We start from the raw sequence: 19663 nt of genomic DNA, 5'->3' as shown, positions 1-19663 counted from the left end.
TCAGAGCCCCGTTGCAAAGATGGCGGCGGACCACTGGTCATCAGCCAGATTGTTGATATGACTGCGCACCTGTACGCCGCAGGAGGTAGCGTTCCTGGCCGCCGTAGTACCCAGGATGAAGGCAGCCCCCGTGTGCTGCGCCGAACCGACGACCGCATAGCTGGCGTTCGGCATCGCGACGCCGAAATTGATCCTATAATCGCCAACACCGACGTAGCTGACGCTGCTTACATTATGACTGCTGAAGATCGACGAGCCGTCGGCATACACCCACGCCTTCGCATTGCTCGGCGAGCGAAAGCCGAGGCCTTGGTTGAAATTCAACTCGGCTATCAGCGTGGCGTTGACCACCCAACCCCAATTGCCGTTGGCGCGCGTGTAGTAGCTGTAGCAGTTGAGATTGTGCTCATGGATCGTGCTGGCGCCGTCGAAGCGGAGGTTGAAATTCGCCAGGCTACCCTGCGGGTAGAAGATGCCCGGGCCTTTCAGGATGCCGTTGCCGGCCAGGAATTCGGCATCCCCACCAGCCGTGAGCACCAGGCGCTGCTGGCTGCCCGACTCGTCGGCAATCGCGTAGGCCAACCCGATGCCGCCCGCCGTCCATTGCCGTGAGTTGGTCAGGAACCGATTGCGGGCGATCGTTGTGCCGGATGCGTTGATCCACATCTCGGAGTCGTTCTGGGTGATGCGCCCGCCGACTTGCGCCGCCCCGCCCACCACCAGGGTGCCGGGCGTATTGAGATGGGCGCCGATTACCGTGCCGCCAGCCGTCAGCCCGTGTGACGTCGACACGCCGCCAGATGCCGTGATGGAGAGGCCGTTGGCCCCGGCCTGCGCCAACCGTACGTCAAAGTCATCGCCGGGCGCGTTCTTGAAGTCGACGAAAGCGCCACCCGCGCCGCGTGTGATCTCGATGGCGCCATCGGTGGTCAGGCTGACCTGATTGCCGCCCGCCGCTATATTCACGTCGCCCGTCATCGTGCCGCCGGTGAGCGGCAGGTAGCCGCGCGAGGGCGACGCCGTCACCGAAGGCCCCAGCGCCGCGATATTGTGCGACGACGACAGCGACCCGGCGTCGATGGCGAGCGTCACCGTCGTCTCGGCCGTGAAGCTCGAGGAGACCACCGACGCATAGCGCGTGGTGCTGCCGCCGCTCAGCCGCACCCGGCGCTGGGCGTGGAACACGCTGGTCAGGTCGGTCGACACCCGGAAGCTGGTCTGCGACGCCACCGAGGCCGTGTTGCTGAGCTCCACCCAGTGCCACTGGTCCGGCCGGTACTGCTGGCGGACCTGGGCCATCTCCTGGCGGGCGCTGTCGTTCACCGTCGACGGCGGCTGGCCCTCGGCCCAGTTGATGCCGGCGGTGTTGGCGTTGCCGCTGGGGGTGGTGCTCCAGTGACGAAGGGCCATACGCTACTCCTTGCCGGCGGAGCCGGCATTGACTACGTTGAGGGCCATGCTCGACTTCCTACCCCTGGTGCTGTGCATCGCCGGCCTGGTGTTCGTCGCCCGGCTCAACCACGTGCGCAACCGCGATGCCGGCAACGGCTGGCGGTACATATACTGGCAGCCCTGGCGGGTCTGGGGGATGAGCATCGTGGGCGGGCTGTATGTGGCGATGCTCATCGGCGCACTACTCCTGCATCACCTGAGCTAAGCACCTGCTGCAGGCGCAGCGTTTCGTCTCGGATCTCGGGGTTGGCCTCGGCGATCGCGGCCAGGCGCCCGATCATGGCGTCGCGGCTGGCGCCCTTGCCGAAGGTTTCCACGCCAGCGAGCCACCGCACAAAGGTCGGGTTGGTCATCATCTTCGCCGTCACGTAGGGCAGCACCGTCATCGAGGCGAGGATGCCAGCGGCGCCCCCGATATCACCCGACAGCGCACGCTCACCGGCCAACGCGATCGAGCCGCCAGTCAACATACTGAGCGCCGTGCCCGTGGGACCGCTCATCCGCTCGACATCCTTCACGCGGTTGCTGACGCGCGCCAGCTGATCGATCGCCTCGCGGGTTCCCTTCATGTCGCGACCGCCGAACAACGCGTCCTTGGCCTCGGGCGCCAGCTTGTTCCAATTGGTCAAGAAGGTGCTGACGGAGAAGTCATTGGCGACGCCGCCGAGCTCGGCCGCGCCGCGCGCGCCCGGCGCCGCCTGGCCGAGGCGATCGAACACGGTGGCGCTGACAACCTTCCATTCGTCGGGCGTCAGGTTCTTGCGCAGCGCCAGCAGGCGCGAGCCACCCTTGCCCGCTTCGCCGATCGCCCACTGATACGCCTGTTCGTCGGCCCCCATATCGGTGATCTTCTTCAGCAGCGGCACGTTGATGTTCATGTTGAAGCGCGTGTACCGATCGGCAATGTCCAAAGCTCGCTTGGCATCGGGTCCGGCCGTAGCGGCGGCCGCGCGCATGTCGTCCGTCATCGCCCCATAGAGACGCTTCAGGTTTTCGTTCTGGCTCCCGGTGCTGCCCGCGAGCAGGGGTTCATCGACGTCGCGCCCGAGATCCGTTCGAATCTTCCGCCACGTCTCCATGTTGATACGAGTATCGAGGGCGTCGTAGAGAACGCCTTGCGTCCGGTCGATCGCTCCTTGCAGCGCGCCACGCCGCGATACCGGCGCCTTCGCCAACTCCGATCGCATCGTGTCGGCGAGGTCCCGCGTCACGACAGGAACGATCTTCGCTTTGTCGCCCGCATAGTGGTCGGCGATCTTGTAGAACAAATCCTGCGTTTCCTTGAACCGGTCGGCGGCCTTCTTCGCGCCGGTGCGGATCACGCTGCCCGCTTTCTGTGGCGTCGTCGCCGTGCCGATATCCTTAGTGATGTTCCCGGCAGCACGCGCGATGTCGTCCCACTGCATTTTCGCCACGTCCTGCATGACACGGGCGCCGCCCGGCGTGGCGGCCAGCCCCTTCTCGGCCAGTTGCCAGGCACGGTTGCCGGTCAGGGCGCCTGCAGTCTGGCGCACGCCCGTCGAGGCAAAGTCATCGGCCACCTGGCGGCCGCTCTGCCCCATCAGGGCCGACTGGACGGGGCCGATCGCGCCGCGCACGGCCGGGCCCACCATCTCGCCGACACGGGCGCCGATCGCATTGGTGCCGGCGGTGATCGCGGTATCGGCCATCCGCTGGCCGATGTTGCGCGTGTCGTCGGTCCCCATCAGATAATGGGCAGCCAGCTCCGTTCCATAACGGCCGGCGGCGGCACCCAGGCCGATGCCGGCCGGTATCGTCGCTAGCGACGCGCCGAAGCTGGGCACCGCGCCCAGCACGCCCGGCAATGTCGCGGCCATGCCCCCCAACGTCCCGCCGGCGAACTCGCCGTATTCCGGCAGCAGCGACGCCAGGTCGCCCCAGTCGAGTCCTTTGGGGTTGTAGAGCGTCGGCCGTCCACCAGGGCCTCGAAAGACGAAGTTGTCGTCGCCATAGGGCTCCGCGTCCGGGTAGGTCTTGCGCAAGGTGGAGAGGCGATCTTGCGGCGTCGGTGCCGCGCCGACGCGCATGCGCACTTCACCGGGCGCGCCCGTGCGTTTGTCGATGCGGTCGGGATCGGTCAACATGAAACCCGGCGGCAAGGTGGGATCGGCCATGGCTACCTCGTCGGCATGGGCTGTGGCGCGACGGGCGGCTTCAGGGTTTGGACGTCAAGCCACTGGTTTCCGTCCCACAGGATCTCCTGGCCGGTCTGCGAGTTGCCCGCGCGATCGCCCTTCTTGATCTGCTGCTGTTCGCTGAACGTCGGCCGCTTCACGCCCGTGTCGAGATCGACGATATAGACGCCGTCCTCGAATTCCCGCATCTGCTGGCGTTCCGGCCGATCGGCCCGCTGCTGCGCCTCCCGCTGCAAGGTCGCGACCCGCTCGGCACCCAGCTTGTCGGCCGCATCGAGCTCCTGCTGGGTGCGCGCGGTCTGGCGCATGCGCACCGCCTGCTGCACGACCGGGTCGTTGCGATCATCGATCTGCGGTGGCTGGGATCGCGCCGGCGCAGCGGGTGGTTGCGCCTGCTGTTGTTGCGGCGCCGGAGTCGCGCCGGGAGCGATGCGGATCGCACCGCCGGACGGATCGACGCTGGTGAAATCCTGTGTGTACTGCACCGGCTGGACCGGCCCGGGGGTGGCTGGTGCCTGCGGGTTCGGCGAGGTAACGCCGGCGGTTCGGGCGGTGATGCCGCCGCCGCCCATGCGGCGCCCGATCTCCGCCTGCAGCGCGCCGACGGTCGGATACTTGCCGAGATCGTTTTGCGCGATGACGGTCGCCGGCGACGTGCCGCCGTCCCAGCGCACCGAGCCGACCCACTGGGCCGTCGGCGTATTTGGATCAGCACGCAACAGCGACATGCCGCCGCCGGGTCCGAACCAGTGCAGGGCGTAACGCGTGGCGTCGTTGACCGGCATGCCACTGGCCTTCAGCGTCGCATCGCTGTCGGCGGTGTAGAGGCGCATCAGCTCCTGCTGCTTGGCCGGGTCGGCCTTGAGGGCGGCTACGACCTGGTCGCGGCTCATGCCCCTGCCCCACGTCGTGCGCTGGGCGTAGCTGTGCGCCGTGGCCGGCATGAACTGGTAGTAGCCGGTCGCGCCGCTGCCCTTCATGTTGTCGCGCCCGTCGGGTGACTCGACGCCACTCACACGCGCTTCGTAGGGCGAGCTGCCCGGCGGGCCGGAACCGTCGCCGCCCGTTGACCCACCCGGCAGCCACGCCGGGGCGCCGACGCCCGACCGGAACTGCCCCTCGCGCACGCCCGCGGCGTAGACCTTGAACGCCTCGCCCGGATCCGTGGTCACGAACGCCTGCCACGCCTCGTCCGACCAGCCCGGCGGCGCCTTGATGCGGCTCAGCGCGTCCAGCGTCTGGTTGCGCCGCTGCTGCTCGCCGATCTTCCCGGCCCACAGCATCTGCTGCATCTGCTGCTGGGCACGCTCCTGGCCTTGCCGCTGCAGCGCCTGCATGCCCTGCCCGATGCTGGCCATCACCGGCCGGCGCGTGACGGCACCCTCGCTGATGGCGCTACCCAACGTCATCAGTCCGTTGGCGATCAAGGCCTGGCGCTGGTCGGGATCGGTCGGCATCGGCATCATGGCGCCGAACGTCTGCGGGCCGATCAGCATGTTGCCGGCCCGCGTGGTGAAGTCGTCCCACCAGTCGGCCATCGCTCAGGTCTCCGTCGCCGCGACGTAGTCGACGTGCTTGATGCCGCCGATCTCCACGACGGCGCCCGGCTTGACCTTCTCGACGTCCTGCGCCAGCACGCCGATCTGATACGGGCCGCCCTCGATGAAGCGGTAGCGGTACACCGGCAGGCCGTTGTCCAAGGTGCCAACCCGCTTGATGTCGCACTTCACGCGCGCGTCGGACCGGTTCAGCAGCCCCATGCCGGCGCCGGCAATGCCGCCGATGGCGGCGCCCCACGGGCCGAACATGCTGCCCATGCCGGCGCCCTGCATGCCGCCGCCCAAGGCCGAAGAGAACGCGCTGGGCCGCGGCGACGTTGTCGTCGACGTGCTGCCCCATGGCGCACCCATCAGGGTCGTGAGGTAGTCCTGGGTGCGCAGCCAGTCGGCATTCTGGCCATAGTTGTAGCGCTCGATATCGGCATCTTTCAGTGCCTGGTTGTAGGCGTCGATCGCGCTGCCCGAAGCGCCGAGCTGGTTGATGTCGAAATAGTCCTGCTGCGCCAGTTGCGGCGCGAAGAACATGCCCTGGTTCTGCCGGTCGCGTTCGGCGTTCCAGTTCTGGAAGGCCTGGCCGGCGCCCTGCAGCTGGCGATTCGCGGCGGCATTGTAGTTGGCCGCGGCCGCGTCGGCCGCCTGCTGCTGGAAGCCGCGCTCGGCACTGTAGTTGCCGAACGCCATGTTCGACGACACATCGCCGATGTTGCGCATCAGCGTGTCGGTGGCCTGGTCCTGGGCGCCGGTGTGGGCGCCGCTGCCATAGCGGCCGGCGGCCGAGAACTGGCTGTCCAGCGCCGGCATGACGTTGCGGTTGTAGTTGTCGACCATCGGCCGCGTCGCCGCGTTCACAGCACCCTGCAGGTAGGGATTGCCGGCGTTGAGATAGTCGCCGCGCAGGGTGGCGAGCTGCTGGTCCTGGGCCGCGTTGGTCAGCGGCGCCATTCCGTTCAACTGGCCGCCGCCGGCGATGTTGGTCAGGCTGTTCTGTGCCGCAGACGTCGTCGGGTTGAGCTGCCCGACATAGTCGCCCTGCATGGTGCGGGTGAGCTCGCCTTGCGCCGCCGTGGTGAGCGGGCTGCCCATGGCGCCGCGCGCGGCCTGTGCCTGTAGCGCCGCCTGCGTGTACGGCGACATTTCGGCCATGGTGCCGCCGGGGTAGTACGACGGCGTGCCAGCCTTGTACTGGTCCGCCAGCTTCTGATAGCCCTCCGTCAGGAAGGGCCGCACACCCGACCAGGGCTCCGCCGAGGTCGTCGTGGTTTGCTTGCCGCCGCCGCCTTTGCCGCCACCGCCCATGTTACGCTCCTACGCTCACGGTCCGACGTTGGTGAAATTGCTGTAGTAGGCCGCCCACGGGTCGACCGCCGGGGCGGGAGCCGCCGCCGGCGTCTGTGGCGCCTGCTGCTGCGGTGCCGGCCGGTTGAACTGCGACTGCCAGCCCGGCATCAGCATGTGCGACAGCATGCCGGGAATCGGCGCGCCGCCAGGCTGCCCGCCCGCGCCAGGCGTGCCGCCACCGGGTGCCGGCGGCATCATCGCGCCGAAGGGCATCCGCATGATGCTGCGCCAATCCATCATCAGTGCCTCCGCAACGGCAGGATCAGAATCGGCAGGCCATCCTCGGTCCTGCCCACCTCGGTGAAGCCGAACAGCCGCTTCCAGCCCGGCCGGCCATAGCCCGCGATGACGTCGCAGCCCTGCTCGGCCGCCCACGCCTGCAGCATCGCGAACATCCGCGGTCCCCATGCCGCCATGGTCTCGCCGGCGACCAGGGGGCACTCGCAGACCTTGTCGTCGGGCGCCATCGCCGGCCGGTCGAAGATCCGCGTCACCACCACGCCCTCGATGCGCCGCCGCTCGTAGCTCCAGGCGATCCACAGCTGGGCACCGCCTGATATGATCTGGCGAAGGGTGCCGTCCGACGTCCAGGCGTCGGTGACGCCGGGAAAGCGCGCCACCGCCCGCGACAGCAGCTCCCAGCAGCGCCGCCACGGCACCGCGGCGTCATCGGCCGGCACGCCCTCGATCGCCCAGGCGCGGTCGTTGACGGGGCCGCGGATGTCAGGAAGCGCCAGCATCACAGCACCCGGTACGCGAACATGAAGAACACCGTGTGCGACGACGTCAGTGTGGTGTTGAAATTGAACATCGCCCGGTCATTGGCGGCGTCGCCGAAAACGCGCCCATTCGCTTCGACGCCGCCCGAGCCGATGCCGTGCAGGTCGGACGATGCGCCGAGGTTGGAAGCGATCGGCAGCGATATGCCGACACCGGTGGCGCCCGCCGCCGTGGGATCGACGTCGAACTGCCCGGCCACCTGGACGATGTTCCCCACCCGGATGTACGAGGCGGCGCCGTTGGCGACGGCATCGACATTCAAGGTGCCCGCGAGCGTCGGCGTGTAGGTACCGCTTGCCACGTCGCCGGTACCGGCCGTGGCGTTCGGTCCCGTCCCGCGCCAGGCCTCGCCGTCGCTGAAGTAACCCCGCACGCCATACTGCGCGGCGATGCTGTGCGCCGCCTCGCCATCGAGCAGCCCGGCCGCCGCGGTGATCGTGCAACTGTTGGCGCCGCCGCTGATGCGCTTCACGATGTGCGTTTGCCCGGCCGCCTCGGCGACGTCGGGCAAGGTCACGGTGCGATTCGCCGCCGTCGTATCCACCGCATAGAACCAATCGCCGTTGCCCATGCGCGTCACCGCAATGCCTGGTGACGGTGAACCGTACTCCACGCCGCGCTTCACGTTCTGCAGGTCCGCCGCCTCGAGCTGCGGTTTCCAGGTCGGCGGCGGTCCGGTCAGCACCAGGGTCATCGCACGCCCTCCGGTTGCGCCACCCAGGTCCGGCCGCCATCATCGGAGCGGTATACAGGGCCGTATGGCGTGCCCTGGTACATGGGTCCGCTCAACGCATAGAACCGTTCCATATCGAGGGAGGCTTGAGTGCCAGACGACAAAACGGGCGGTGCGAGCATGGTGCCGCAAGCGCCGGTATATGAATTCATCGGCAATGTGCAGGCGCCAGATGTATTCGCAGATGGCGCCTCCGGCTTCCATCTCTTCCAAAGCAACGTCCGCGTGACTCTCGAAACTGTCCGCGCGAGCCACGTGAAGGGAGAGGAAAACAAGTCTGTGCGCGTCGTCATTGGCCGCCTCGTGATGCCGGTGCAAGGTGCGCAGGCCTTGGCCATTGGCTTGTTCGACTTCTTGAAGCGCCATGGAATCGATGTCCCCGGCGTTCAACCCGGAGAGCGGGTGCAGTAGTCATCGCGCGCCCTCCGGTGAGGCCTGGACGTCGAAACCCAGGGCCTGGGTGAAGCCGCCTGATATATCCAGGCGCACCCGGTGGAAGCGGGCATTGGCGCGCACCGGGCACACGCCGCTGGCGTTCATCGCCGAGGCCGCGGTGAAGGACACCGCGTCGATCAGCCGGTCGCGCTTGCCCATCTGCACGGTGATCGCCGTGCTGGCCGTGCCTTGCACCAGCGGCCGCACCGCGTTCACGAAGGCGCGCTGGTTGGAAATGAACTGCGACTCGCCGGTGATGAACCGTGCCGCCAGTGGTGCGCCGTCGAACGTCACGGTGCGATGGTCGGCATCGAAGCCGCTCACCACGGTCAGCCCGCCCGCCCACAGGTCGCTGTCGAGGCTGAACGGCAGCAGGTCGAGATTGGCCGAGATGGTGTCGAGCTGCTCCAGGGTCATGCTGCCGGTGAGGCCGGCGAAGATCATCTCGACGGTGATCTCTGCCCGCGCCCAGCGCCGGGCCGCCCAGTTGTAGAGCATCACCCGGTCCGGGATGCCGGTGCTGCTGGCATTGCTGGGGTAGCTCACGACATACAGCTTGTTGATGGGATCGATCACCGACGTGATCCGGTGCCGGAATGCCGTGTTCAGATCGGCCTTGAAAAAGCCGTCGATCATCCCGTCGCCGATCGGCGAGGCCTGGGCGCCGTCGAAGACGTAGAAGCCCGATTGCGACAGGAAAAACGTCATGTTCTGGAAGCGCGCCGCGCTGCCGCGGGCGAAGCAGCCGACGTTGGGCACCACCTCGTCGAAGCGGAAGATCACCGGCGAGCCGACATAGGTACCGCGCCAGATCGAGCGCTGCGCCAGGATGGTGGCGAAGTCGCCGCCGGTCATGGCGACGATGGCGCCGCCCTCGCCCGGCAGCTCCTGGCGGTCGGACTGCAGGCGGGCACTGGCCGTCCAGCGCAGCGGGTTGTTGATTTGGCACCACTGCACGCCGTTGAGCTGGGCCGATAGCCGCCCGGCGAACACAAAGTCGCGCACCACCGTGATCAGCGCGGCCAGCGGTGCCGAGGCACTGGCGCTCTGGTCGCGAAAGCGCGTCGAGGTGCCCAGCGTGTAGGCCTGCATGGCATCGACGCCGTTGGTGGCCAAGCACGTGTTGCCGAAGGTGGCGAAATCCCAGCGGCCGTCATTGGCGGTGGTATAGCTGGCGGTGCGGCTGACGTTGTTCCAGCCGGTCGCGCTCGACTTGTAGATCTGCCCTGCGGTGGCAGCGAACGTGCTGACGACCCCGCTGATGTCGCGCGTGGCGTAGGCGCCCATGCAGGTACCGCTGAGCGAGGATGAGAACGTGCGTGCATCAGGCATCGGCCCGTAACCGTTGCTCAGCGGCAGGCAGTTCACCGCATCCTCGAGCCCGGCATTGCCGAGATCGGGGTTGTCGGGTGCGAGCGGGCCCAGCGGCAGGCGCATGTCAGTAGCTCAGCAGCCGGGCCAACAGACCACCGATGCTGCCAGGCGTGGCCGGCATGTTCTCCAGGCTACCGTTGCGCTGCATCATGTCGGTCGGCAGTGGTGTCACTGGCTGCGGCGGTAGCGCAGGGTTAGGCGTGTTGTCCAAAACGCCGTCTTTCTGCCCCATGGTCTCCTGCGGCGCTCTGAACAGGCCACTCAACATGCCGAGCAGGTGTGGACTCACGGAGCCGCCCTGCCCCTGCTGGGGCGGCCGCATCGGCACGTTGCTCTGTGCTACCTGCGGCGTTGGCATCTGCGGCCGCTGCATCGGCATCGGCGTGTTCGGCCCATAGGGCGGCATGCCGGCACCTGGCGCCTGACGCGCCCGTATCCAGGGCGGCGTTTGTCCGTACCACATCCTCAGATCCCCGTTTCGGCGGCGGGCAACATGCGACGCATGTCGCTACGCGGCTGTTCCGGCCTGCCAACAAAAAATACAGGAAGAAGCGGTGTTGCCTGACGCGGCAATCGACGATCGCCCGCATTAAGGCCCGGCGGCGGCTTGCCGCGTAACGTGCGGCGGACGAACGCCCGTTTGTCCCTCGGATACCCTCAGGATCAGCCCCGGCGGCGGGACGATTTCTCTTGAATAAAGTCCATATACATCGACACGATTTTCTTTACAACAGAACAAAACTCGACACGTGTTTTTTCACGTTTTCTTTTGTCCGATCAAAAAAGCACGCGCCATCTCGACCCAGGCACGACGACGCAGCTTCCGCTTCGTGACCTTGTTGGTTTCCTTCTTCTTGTCGGCCGTTGCCGTAAGGAAGGGAGCAACCATGGTCAGAACTCCGTCGGGCGGACGCGTCCGCTGTTGCGCGTGTTGAGTTTCAGCTTCAGCGTCCGATAGGCGCGCTGTTCAACGGCCGTCATGACCTGGGCCTGGTCGATTTCCTTGATGACATGCGCATAGAGTTCGGCTTTGACGCGCGCCCGCAGCAGATGTCGTCCCTCGTTGAACCAGGCACTGCCATCGCTCGCGGCACTTGCCGTGCTGATGCGCTTTACGCCGTCCAAAAGCGCGGCGTAGTTCCGGTCGGCGATACTGTCGAGCAATAACGTATCGGCGTAGATGCAGTACGCTGTCGGCCGTGCCGTGGCTTTCGCATCCTGCGACGCCATCAGCCAGGCATAGTCGCGCGGCACCAGATCGACCAGGCCACTGCCGCCGTCGTCGATCCGGATACGGTCGATCTTGGTGAAATATGCCGGCAGTGACGCCAGCCGCACCGAATCGGTACCACTGCCGAGTGCGACCGGCGTGTTCACCGCTTCGTTGAAGATGAAACGCTCCGCTTCGTAGTGCTCGACGGCATCCCGTATTGCCTGTTCGATCTGAACCATCAGATCCGAGCGATCGAGATCGTCGGCGACGCGCGCGCGCAGGTCAGCCAGCGTCGCCATGACGTGCCCTCCTCTTGGCGCGCCGGTTGCCGCCCACGCGCGGCTCGGACGGAAGCGGTTCAGCCCACAGGACGCTCACGGGTGCCGTCACGCAGCACGCCCGCACCGCTTGCCGTTCAGCGGCCAGTCGCGCTGTCTCAAGGGCATGCGCCTGCCGGCGCCGCAGGAATGGCCGTGACTCCGGCCCAAGGGTCGATCGCGTGCTCATGCCGCCTCCTCTTGCTGCGCTGTGATCTGTCCTGCGCCGGCGCGGGCGCGCTCTTCCTGCCACTCGCGGGCGAATGCGACCGACTCGTGATCGGCGAACCAGGGCCCCCCCGCCGTATAGTGCACGGCCCTGGGCGTGCCCCCTGTCACGCCATCGATCCAATTCCAGGCTGGCGGCAGGCCGCCGATCTCATCATCGCGCAGCCACTCGAACCCGTGCAGCCAGGCGCCCGGCGCTTTGTTGACCGCAGCCACCGTGAGGCGGCGCATGCCGGGGTGGCCACAGTTGAGCAGCATGAAGCTGGACCAGTTCTTGCGCCGATAGCTCTGCTGGACACAGCCATCCATTTTGGTGCCGTCGCCGGGGACATGCGCCTGCTGGCACACCAGCACGGCCTTGCTGTCGTCTATCAGCGGCAGCAGGTCGGCAACATCGGCCAGGAACAGGAAGTCGCAGTCGCAGAACAGCGCCCACCCGTCATGCTGGCATAGCGCTGGTACCAGGAAGCGCGTGAAGGCGAACTCGGTCGAGAACGGGCGCCCATCCTGCTCGTCGACCATCACGCCGTCGCGCTCGACCAGGCGGCGGCCGTACAGGCCACGCTCGCGGAGATCGGCCTGGCGCAGTGCCTCGACATGCAGCGGGATCGTCGATCGCTGCAGCAGGGAGAAACGGCAGACATCGAAGGCGATCGCCTCGCGAGAGTCGTAGCCGATAAAAACACGCAGGGTCATGGGCGTTCCTCTGGCGGGAGCGACATGAGTGCACCGAAGGTCGTAAGCGGAAGCAGGCCCGCGAGCAGATTCGCGCTGTCCTTTTTGGCGGGATCGAAGCGCGCCGTGGGCAGGCGCAGCTGGTTTTTGTTGCGCACGACGGTGACCGTTTCTGGTGCTTTGCTGCCCGGCGCGGTATAGTTGAGCACTTTCGCGGAATCGAAGCCGGCATCCCATGCGCCCAAAAGAGATGACTGAAGTTCTTCGGGCGACAGACCTTTCGCGTCCAGACTGCCCTGCCGAGTGGAGCGGTAGAACGCTGGGACCGCACCTGTGGGCATGCTCGATGTGGCGCCGGTGGCCACGGCTGGGATTTGCGGGCCCGGGCCCGTGGATGGCGGCGAATAAGAACGGCCCCACAATCCCGCTGATCCCAACGATCCCGGTTCAGAGGCAGCGACCCGAATTTTTGATGCCGGCGCCTTTGCCGCCTGCGTGACATCCTGTGCCGTAAGACCAAAGCGGGCTTCGAAGCGGTTCGGCCCCGACGCTGGCCGTCGTCGCTGCCCGGTGGCTGCGGCAATGTTTTGCGCCTCGTAGCGCGAGACGAAGCGACCATCGGTGGTCATGAAGCCGCCCCAGATCGGCGCCAGGTCGGCGTCCAGCGGGCCGCCGCGAGCGCCCCGAGGCCAAAGTTTCCGGCCGCTCCCCAGGCGTCACCGGCCGCCTGCATCGCGCCCATTCCCGATAGCGCATCCCGCCCGACCGCGATCGGCGAGAGCATGCCAGCGATGTGTGGTGCCGCTCCCCACGGATCGTGCTGGGCCAGCAATGGCGCGGACTGCGGCACGGGCCATGTTGTCCACTTGCGCCAGCGCCACGCACTGAGATCAGCCAGGGGGTTGCTCTCCGGCGGCGGCAGCAAGGCTCCGAAAGGGTCAGTCATGCTGCGGCCTCACGATGAACCAAGCCTCGTGTTCGTTGTGCCCCTGGTCCCTAACGACGAAGCCGGCGCTGGTGATCATCGTGGCCCACCAGCTGGCGGGCTCCTGGATCAGGTGCGCATTGCGGCCGTCGGGCAGCGTCTTCTTGGCTGCGGTCAGGTGGACCACGAACAGCCCCACCTCTTGCGTCACGCGACGCAGCTCCGCGAGCACCGCGAGGAGGCATTCAGGCTCGACGTGCTCCAGCACGTCACCGCACACGACAACGGGATGCGGCGGCGGCGGCGTGTCGAGGCCTTCAATGCAAGGATCGTAGTTGGTGACCTGGTAGGCCGGCCCGAGTCGACGCGCCAACGTGGCCTTGCCGCAGCCGAAGTCCAGCACCGCCTTGCGGCCCCAGTCGGCGAGCGGCCGCACCTTCGGCGCCCAGGCCTTGCCCGACGTGCCGTAGTGTTCGTTGCTGGCGTGCAGCGCGCGATTCTGCTCGCGGTAGGCGTCCGATATCAGCATCACGGCTGGCGCTCCTCGTCGAGGACCGCGGGCAACAGCATCCCGAACGCCAGGGCCGGCGCGGCCAAGCTGTTGAACTGGATGTACCGGTTCGTTGCCGGATTGGGGTTGGCGTACGCGCGGATGCGCGCGGCCACCTTCGGCGCCGTCGCCTTCAGGTAGTTCGGGTTGGCCATGTAGGCGCGGAACGCCTCGGCCCACAGCTCGTCGACGACCTCACCGGCCCGATACCCCCTGCTCTCGGGGCTTGTCCAGTAACGCGGCGGTACGGGCTCGCCGGTCTTGGCGCTCTTCAACATGCGCCAGTCGCTAGGATCCGTATTCAGGTCATTGTAGACCCGCCGCAAGCCGCTGTAGCCGTGCTCGACTCCTTCGGTCGGGATACCGAACGGGATTCTGGCGTAGATGCCGTGGCCGGTCTCGTGACCAACGACGCGCGGTACCTGAACTGCCGGCAGCGTCTTGTCCAGCGCGATGGCACGCTCGCGATGGCCCGTTACGGGGTCGAACCACTCCCGGTAGAGGCCAGCGTTTCCACCCATTTTGCTCGGCGGAAGGCTCTCAGGACTGCGGCCCGTGAGGCTCGTTCCGAGGGTGTCAAGTTGCGCAGGCGGGAGGGCAACGTCATCCATGCCCACCATTCTTCGACCGACGACCAGCGGCGCTGTGAGCTCTCGTCCTTCGATGTCGTGGGTGAGTTGTCCGGTGGCATCGGCCGGTGGTTCCTTGCGATAGTCGGCCTCGAACGCCCGCGGCGGCTTCGTCGGAGGGTTGAAAATCCTAGCACTTTTCGACGCATTTTGCATCGGCAACCGTGCGGGAGCGACCTGCCGCAGCGGAGGCACCATGGCGCTGAGCAGCCCCAGCCCCATGTAACCCACGCCGGCCAGCGTGCCCCACGGATCGAGACTCCTCACCGCGCGCGCCGTATCGGCCGAAGCATCCACGGCATCACGGATCCCCGCACCCGGTGTCCATTCCAGCGGGTTCATCAATCCTCCCCAGGGCCGCAACGATGCCTGCGTTTCCGACGGCAACATGCGGAACAGCGTATCGAACGGGTCCCTCAAGTCGCGCCAGCTCGGATCGCCCATCACACCTCCTCCTGCATCGTCATGCCCTCGAGTCGGGGGGCAACCGTGTCCAACACACGGCTCCAGTCGCCGGCCCTCTCCTACCGAACCATCTCGACGCTGCCGTACCCGGGCATTGGGCCCCTGTAGCGCCATGCGCACATCACGGGCGTCAGGCACCAGGTCGGTACATCAAGCGTGCCGGCCAGATGCACCAGCGACGTGTTCACGGTGATCACCAGGTCAAGATTGGCAAGGAAGCTCGCCGTCTCCTCGTGGTCGGCGTCTTTTCATACGCTACTCCTGCGTGCATAAAATGAAGACTGCAACCCACGATAGATTGCATTACACCGTCAAAAACGATAGTATTTATGCATGTTCGACAATGAGAACGCGACCTGCCACCTGTTCTGCATGATACACACGCTTGCCACGTGGCGCAGTGACGGTGGCGGCATCCGCTGGTGCCGTCCACAAATGAAGTCCGTGGTGCGTGAGCTGCGCAAACTGGCGCGCCATCCGAATGCGGCGATCCGCGGCCGCGCCGCCGAGCTGCTTGACGAGATCGCACGCTGCCCGGCCCATTAGCGGTTCTCCTCGTCGAGCAATGCTGGCCCCATCAGGGCGCCGAACGTAACAGGCGGCGCCATCAGGCCGAATTGCCGCCACCAATCAATTGCCTCTCGATGGCCGGGCCGCAAGGCCAGCGGATGAGGCATGACGTTGTATGGAATGCCGCGCCGTGCCGTCTCGCGTGAGATCACGGAGCTGCCCAGGAGCGGGTTGGCAATGAGCAGCCTATCCACGTCATTCAAGGTCACCGGCTGCTGGAGACGCGAAATCTGTGCCTCGATGTAGGGATGGACCCTGGTCGCGCGCTTGCCTGAGCCTCGGAGGTTCCAGTCACGCGCCATCAGCAGATCATCGAGGCTATCGCCCAAAGTGTACGTGGCGCGGTTCTTCACTTCGGGCTTGAGGGTGAAGACGTAGGGACCGTAGCCGAATGGCCCGGTGACCTCTGGCATCCCGGGGGCAAGCCCGAGCGAACCATAGACGGGCCGCTTCTCCGGCGGCGTATTTCCTGGAACACCGAGGTACTTTTCCTCGAATTCAGCACGTAGCGAAGGGTCATACCTCCCCCGGCTGGTGCCGGTCTCATGCTGCGATCGGAATTGCCCTTCGCGAAGGATGCCCTCAGCGCCGCGTCTATCTGTGGCGATCACGACGGGGCGCAGGCGCAGCGCCTGGTCGACAGACAGCAGCTCGGATCGCGTTGATGCCGGGGGCAATGCAGGGCGTGCTTTGGGCCCCGGTCCCGGAAGGGCCGCCAGCGCCATGCTGCCGCCCGCCGCAATCGAGCCCCATGGATCGCCAGCCACGACGGCGCGAAAGAGGTCGCCTGAAGCCTGCATCGTATCGCGCACTGCAGCGCCTGGTGTCCATTCGAGCGGGTTCAGGAGCGGACGCAGCATCTCACCCCACGGACGCAGCGATGACTGCGTCTCCCGTGGCAACATTGAGAATAGCGTTCCGGGCAGGCCGCCACGGTCCATGTAATCGATATGGGCCTGCTTCTGCCGTTCCCACCAACTCGGATCCGCCATTACGCCACCTCCCGCATGGTCAGGCCGCCCAGGCGGCGCGCCAACGTGGCCTTGCCGCAGCCGAAGTCCAGCACCGCCTTGCGGCCCCAGTCGGCGAGCGGCCGCACCTTCGGCGCCCAGGCCTTCCCGGACGTGCCGTAGTGTTCGTTGCTGGCGTGCAACGCGCGGTTCTGCTCGCGGTAGGCGTCCGATATCAGCATCACGGCTGGCGCACCTCGTCGAGCATCGAGGGCAGGAGCATCCCAAACGGAAGAGCCGGTGCCGCCAGGCTGTTGAACTGGATGTACGGGTTGATCTCGGGATTGGGGTTGACGTACTTGCGGATGCGCGCCGCCACCTTCGGCGACGTCATCTTCAGATAGTTCGGGTCACTCATGTAGGCGCGGATCGCCTCGGCCCACAGCTCGTTGTTGACATCCTTCGCCGGATATCCCCGAGACTCGGGACTCGTCCAGAAACGCTGCTCTACGGGCGCGCCGCCTTTGGCTTCCCGCAGCACACGCCAGTCAGTGGGGTCGGTGTTCAGGTCGTGGTAGATCCGGCGCAGGTCTGTGACCATGCCGGTGGTCGGAATGTCAGCAGCCCCTCGCATTGATATGACATGGCCAACTTCGTGGCCCAGAACACGATCGGCCGCTGCTTCATCCAAGTCGCTTCTTAGCAAGACTCCTGAGCGAGTAATCTTGCCACTTCGTCGGTCCCTAATTTCGTAGTATCGCCCCGCATCACCGCCGATACGACTAGCCGGTACTCTCTCAGGACCTTCGCCCGTGATGCTCTTTGTGAGGGACTTAAGTTCCGTTCTCGGGTAGGCCGACTCATCTCCGCCCACCACATTTCGGCCGGCCACTCGGTCGGCTGTGAGGGGGTTTCCGTCGATGTCGTGGGTGAGTCGTCCGCTGGCATCGGCGAGTGGTTCCTTGCGATAGTCGGCCTCGAACGGCCGCGGCGGCCTTGTTGGAGGCTCGAAAATCATAGCACTTTTCGATGCATTTTGCATCGCCAGCCGCGCGTCGCGCGCCAGCATCGAGGCGCTTTTGTCGATTGCCTGTCCGGCGCGGGCAATTCCCCCCGCCAGTGGCAGCGCACCGGTCATGCCCAGAGCGAAGTTGCCCATGCCAGCCGCCGCGCCCCACGGGTCACCGGCCGCTTGCGCCGCCTGCATGGTGCCGATACCCCGCAGCCCGTCATGGAGGGCGGCGACGGGCGACACCATCCCGACCAGAAACGGCGCCGCCTGCATCGGGTCACTTCGGGCCAGCAAGGGCGCCGGGTTCGGCAGCTGATCGATGCCCAGCGCCGCACGGCCCATGTTCTCCCATTGCCGCCAGCGCCATGCGGCGAGATTGGCCGCGGGGTCACCAACCCGATCTTGGGGCGGCAGCATGCCCAGAGGATTAACGAGTTCCAGGCCGCCCTGTTGCGGCGCCAGCGTGCCGAAGGGGTCGGCCATCACGTCGCCTCCCGCATCGCGAGCCCCGCGAGGCCCGCCGCGACGGTGTCCAGCACCGGGGGCCAATCGCCGGCCTTGGCCTGGCGGATCGTCTTGACGCTGCCGTACCAGGGGTTTTCACCCTTGCACTGGTAGCGCCACGCGCACATGACCGGCGTCAGGCACCAGGTCGGCACGCCGAGCGCGCCGGCGAGATGCACCAGCGAGGTGTTGACGGTGATCACCAGGTCGAGATTGGCGAGAAAGCCCGCTGTCTCCTCGTAATCGGCGATCATGTCGCCCCAATGGTGGATCGGCACGCCGAGCCTGGTGCCGACCTGGGCGCACTCGTCGGGCGCCTGCGGGTGGTACTGCAGCGAATACCACTCCACATTAGGCACGCGCAGGATATCCGCCCAGGCACTCAGCTCCATGCTGCGCTGGTCGAAGCGTGTCTTCTTCAGGCCGCCGGCCCAGGAGATGCCGACGCGCAGCCGGCGTCGCGACCCGAGGATATCGCGCCACTTGGCGACCTGAACGGGGTCAGCCGCCAGGTACGGCACGCGCGGGAAGGACGCGACGTCCGGCCGATACCAGCGGCCCAGGCTGCCCATCGGCACCCAAGCATCTACGGTGTGGTTGGTGATCCACGGGAACGGCTCATCCCAGCCACTGGTCGGATAGACCGCCTCCCCGTCCGGAAAGCTGCGCCGGAACATCGTCTCCAGCCGGCGGTCGCAGTCGATGATGACGCGGCAGTCGCGCATCAGGTCGGGCAGCATCGACGCGAACATGATCTCGTCGCCAACGCCCTGCTCGCCGTAGCAGATCACGGTCTTGCCCGGCGTGCCGTCCCACTGGGGCAGGCCGCCGTAGGTCTTGAGCTTGCGTTCCGGCGGCTTGGTGCCGCCTTCCATGAAGCCGGCCTCGTCGTAGAGGCGGAAGCCGTCGCGAAACTGGCCGCTTTCCAGCAGGCCGAGCGCCTTGTTCCACAACGCAAAGCGATCGTGCGGATTAAGGGCCAGCGACTTATCAGCCCATGCGATCACTTTCTCCGGTTGGCCGGCATTGACATAGAGTGACGCCATGCCGTGCAGGGCATTGCAGTGGTTGGCGGCCAGCAGCGCCGGATCGACCGGCACGTCCTTGCCGTTGCGCCGCGCCCTGTCGTTGCGCCGCTGCAGGCGCTCGCAGATCTCGAGCGCACGCTGATAGCATTCCGCGGCGCTGGCATCCTTGTGCTCGTTCTTGTACGCACCGGCCATGTTCAACCACGGCTCGGGTCCGCGCGAGCCGTGGTCGATCGACTGTTTCAGCAGCGCGATCGCCGCACCGCTGCGGTCGGTCTGGGCGTAGATGGTACCCAGACCGAACAGCAGCGCCGGATGCTCCGGGTGCAGGTTCAGCAGGCGATGATAATCGTGCTCTAGCGCCAGGATGGGCTCGGGCGTGCTGGCAACGCTGCGGGCGATGCTTTCGTGGCGCTGTTGCAGAGCGCCGAGGGCATGATCGAGATGCATCACCGCACACCTAGAAACGACGCGTCCAGCGACCATCAATCTTTAAGCTGCCGTCGTTAAAATTTTTCTCCCCTCCGACACTGAAGCCCCCAGGAAATTTAATCCTTCCACCAGCCGTTGGTTGCGACAGCTGCAAGTTGCCCTGGCGATCTCGAAGAAGATTCCAATAGATGCCCGGGTTGACTTCGACTGGCCCTAGATTAATCACCCCACCTACGCCGAACTCCATATTGGCTCCTTTCCCGAAGAATCCATCGGGGGATTGCCCCTTCGCATATGGCCGCACTGGAGACTGTCGCGTCGTCGGCTTTGGCTCCCCC

Annotated in this window: 24 protein-coding genes; 3 read left to right on the top strand and 21 right to left on the bottom strand. The window is 66.3% G+C overall.

Annotated elements, in window-relative coordinates; genetic code table 11:
* Positions 1-1410: a hypothetical protein gene (locus FQU96_RS42675; RefSeq protein ID WP_255468275.1), complete on the bottom strand. Its 1410-nt coding sequence runs from the start codon at positions 1408-1410 to the stop codon at positions 1-3.
* Between the two features lie 28 nt (positions 1411-1438).
* Here FQU96_RS42675 and FQU96_RS14690 point away from each other — a divergent pair, with 28 nt between their 5' ends.
* The gene (locus tag FQU96_RS14690; RefSeq protein WP_146542022.1) at positions 1439-1657 is read left to right on the top strand and encodes a hypothetical protein; all 219 of its coding nucleotides are present in this window, start codon (positions 1439-1441) and stop codon (positions 1655-1657) included.
* On the opposite strand, the gene FQU96_RS14685 is transcribed toward FQU96_RS14690, so the two are convergent.
* Genes FQU96_RS14685 through FQU96_RS14660 form a run of 6 tightly spaced genes read right to left on the bottom strand, consistent with a single transcriptional unit; the run spans position 1623 to position 7979 of the window.
* Positions 1623-3554 carry a hypothetical protein gene (locus FQU96_RS14685; RefSeq protein WP_218574719.1) on the bottom strand — a complete coding sequence of 644 codons (1932 nt, stop codon included), beginning with the start codon at positions 3552-3554 and terminating at the stop codon, positions 1623-1625. The two genes, FQU96_RS14690 and FQU96_RS14685, sit on opposite strands and share 35 nt — an antisense overlap.
* A gap of 35 nt (positions 3555-3589) precedes the next feature.
* Complete coding sequence (locus tag FQU96_RS14680) at positions 3590-5146, bottom strand: hypothetical protein (protein WP_146542020.1); 1557 nt, start codon at positions 5144-5146, stop codon at positions 3590-3592.
* Positions 5147-5149: 3 nt separating this feature from the next.
* On the bottom strand, positions 5150-6463 hold the full coding sequence (locus FQU96_RS14675) for a tail fiber domain-containing protein (RefSeq protein WP_146542019.1): 1314 nt from the start codon (positions 6461-6463) through the stop codon (positions 5150-5152).
* Positions 6464-6478: 15 nt separating this feature from the next.
* On the bottom strand, positions 6479-6745 hold the full coding sequence (locus FQU96_RS43040; protein ID WP_146542018.1) for a hypothetical protein: 267 nt from the start codon (positions 6743-6745) through the stop codon (positions 6479-6481).
* Positions 6745-7245 (bottom strand): hypothetical protein, encoded by a 501-nt coding sequence (locus FQU96_RS14665; protein ID WP_146542017.1) that lies wholly within the window; start codon positions 7243-7245, stop codon positions 6745-6747. The genes FQU96_RS43040 and FQU96_RS14665 overlap by 1 nt, the downstream gene beginning before the upstream one ends.
* Positions 7245-7979, bottom strand: coding sequence for a hypothetical protein (locus tag FQU96_RS14660; protein WP_146542016.1), 735 nt, complete (start codon positions 7977-7979; stop codon positions 7245-7247). Before FQU96_RS14660 ends, FQU96_RS14665 begins: the two co-directional genes overlap by 1 nt.
* A 129-nt stretch (positions 7980-8108) precedes the next feature.
* Between FQU96_RS14660 and FQU96_RS14655 the strand changes: the two genes are divergently transcribed.
* Entirely contained in the window at positions 8109-8429 is a 321-nt protein-coding gene (locus FQU96_RS14655) for a hypothetical protein (protein WP_146542015.1), read from the top strand.
* Here FQU96_RS14655 and FQU96_RS14650 read toward each other — a convergent pair whose 3' ends face one another.
* The 9 genes from FQU96_RS14650 to FQU96_RS14615 form a co-directional block, all read right to left on the bottom strand.
* Positions 8430-9890, bottom strand: a complete 1461-nt coding sequence (locus tag FQU96_RS14650) for a hypothetical protein (RefSeq protein ID WP_146542014.1) — start codon at positions 9888-9890, stop codon at positions 8430-8432. It lies immediately after the preceding gene.
* Position 9891: 1 nt separating this feature from the next.
* Positions 9892-10290 carry a hypothetical protein gene (locus FQU96_RS14645; protein WP_146542013.1) on the bottom strand — a complete coding sequence of 133 codons (399 nt, stop codon included), beginning with the start codon at positions 10288-10290 and terminating at the stop codon, positions 9892-9894.
* Positions 10291-10584: 294 nt separating this feature from the next.
* Positions 10585-10716, bottom strand: a complete 132-nt coding sequence (locus FQU96_RS42665) for a hypothetical protein (RefSeq protein ID WP_255468261.1) — start codon at positions 10714-10716, stop codon at positions 10585-10587.
* A 2-nt stretch (positions 10717-10718) separates the two neighbouring features.
* On the bottom strand, positions 10719-11339 hold the full coding sequence (locus FQU96_RS14640; RefSeq protein WP_146542012.1) for a hypothetical protein: 621 nt from the start codon (positions 11337-11339) through the stop codon (positions 10719-10721).
* A gap of 204 nt (positions 11340-11543) precedes the next feature.
* A complete protein-coding gene (locus FQU96_RS14635; protein ID WP_146542011.1) occupies positions 11544-12281 on the bottom strand; it encodes a glycosyltransferase in 738 nt (245 codons plus the stop codon).
* Positions 12278-12889: a hypothetical protein gene (locus tag FQU96_RS14630; RefSeq protein ID WP_146542010.1), complete on the bottom strand. Its 612-nt coding sequence runs from the start codon at positions 12887-12889 to the stop codon at positions 12278-12280. Before FQU96_RS14630 ends, FQU96_RS14635 begins: the two co-directional genes overlap by 4 nt.
* The gene (locus FQU96_RS14625; RefSeq protein WP_146542009.1) at positions 12886-13206 is read right to left on the bottom strand and encodes a hypothetical protein; all 321 of its coding nucleotides are present in this window, start codon (positions 13204-13206) and stop codon (positions 12886-12888) included. The genes FQU96_RS14630 and FQU96_RS14625 overlap by 4 nt, the downstream gene beginning before the upstream one ends.
* Positions 13199-13717: a class I SAM-dependent methyltransferase gene (locus tag FQU96_RS14620; RefSeq protein ID WP_146542008.1), complete on the bottom strand. Its 519-nt coding sequence runs from the start codon at positions 13715-13717 to the stop codon at positions 13199-13201. Before FQU96_RS14620 ends, FQU96_RS14625 begins: the two co-directional genes overlap by 8 nt.
* Entirely contained in the window at positions 13714-14808 is a 1095-nt protein-coding gene (locus FQU96_RS14615) for a hypothetical protein (protein WP_146542007.1), read from the bottom strand. Before FQU96_RS14615 ends, FQU96_RS14620 begins: the two co-directional genes overlap by 4 nt.
* 354 nt (positions 14809-15162) lie before the next feature.
* Here FQU96_RS14615 and FQU96_RS14610 point away from each other — a divergent pair, with 354 nt between their 5' ends.
* Positions 15163-15375, top strand: a complete 213-nt coding sequence (locus FQU96_RS14610; protein WP_146542006.1) for a hypothetical protein — start codon at positions 15163-15165, stop codon at positions 15373-15375.
* Here the strand turns inward: FQU96_RS14610 and FQU96_RS14605 are convergent.
* The 5 genes from FQU96_RS14605 to FQU96_RS14585 are packed head-to-tail and all read right to left on the bottom strand — an operon-like array spanning position 15372 to position 19572.
* Positions 15372-16391, bottom strand: a complete 1020-nt coding sequence (locus tag FQU96_RS14605; protein WP_146542005.1) for a DUF3626 domain-containing protein — start codon at positions 16389-16391, stop codon at positions 15372-15374. The genes FQU96_RS14610 and FQU96_RS14605 overlap by 4 nt on opposite strands.
* Positions 16391-16594: a hypothetical protein gene (locus FQU96_RS14600; protein ID WP_146542004.1), complete on the bottom strand. Its 204-nt coding sequence runs from the start codon at positions 16592-16594 to the stop codon at positions 16391-16393. Before FQU96_RS14600 ends, FQU96_RS14605 begins: the two co-directional genes overlap by 1 nt.
* Positions 16591-17844, bottom strand: coding sequence for a hypothetical protein (locus FQU96_RS14595; protein WP_146542003.1), 1254 nt, complete (start codon positions 17842-17844; stop codon positions 16591-16593). The genes FQU96_RS14600 and FQU96_RS14595 overlap by 4 nt, the downstream gene beginning before the upstream one ends.
* Positions 17844-19379 carry a tetratricopeptide repeat protein gene (locus tag FQU96_RS14590; RefSeq protein ID WP_146542002.1) on the bottom strand — a complete coding sequence of 512 codons (1536 nt, stop codon included), beginning with the start codon at positions 19377-19379 and terminating at the stop codon, positions 17844-17846. The genes FQU96_RS14595 and FQU96_RS14590 overlap by 1 nt, the downstream gene beginning before the upstream one ends.
* Positions 19354-19572: a hypothetical protein gene (locus FQU96_RS14585; protein ID WP_146542001.1), complete on the bottom strand. Its 219-nt coding sequence runs from the start codon at positions 19570-19572 to the stop codon at positions 19354-19356. Before FQU96_RS14585 ends, FQU96_RS14590 begins: the two co-directional genes overlap by 26 nt.
* Positions 19573-19663 lie beyond the last annotated feature (91 nt).

It is taken from the genome of Reyranella sp. CPCC 100927 (genome assembly GCF_007859315.1).
In the GTDB taxonomy this organism is placed as follows: domain Bacteria; phylum Pseudomonadota; class Alphaproteobacteria; order Reyranellales; family Reyranellaceae; genus Vineibacter.
Note: the sequence above shows the minus strand (reverse complement) of the source record. Positions and strands in the feature narration are given on the sequence as shown.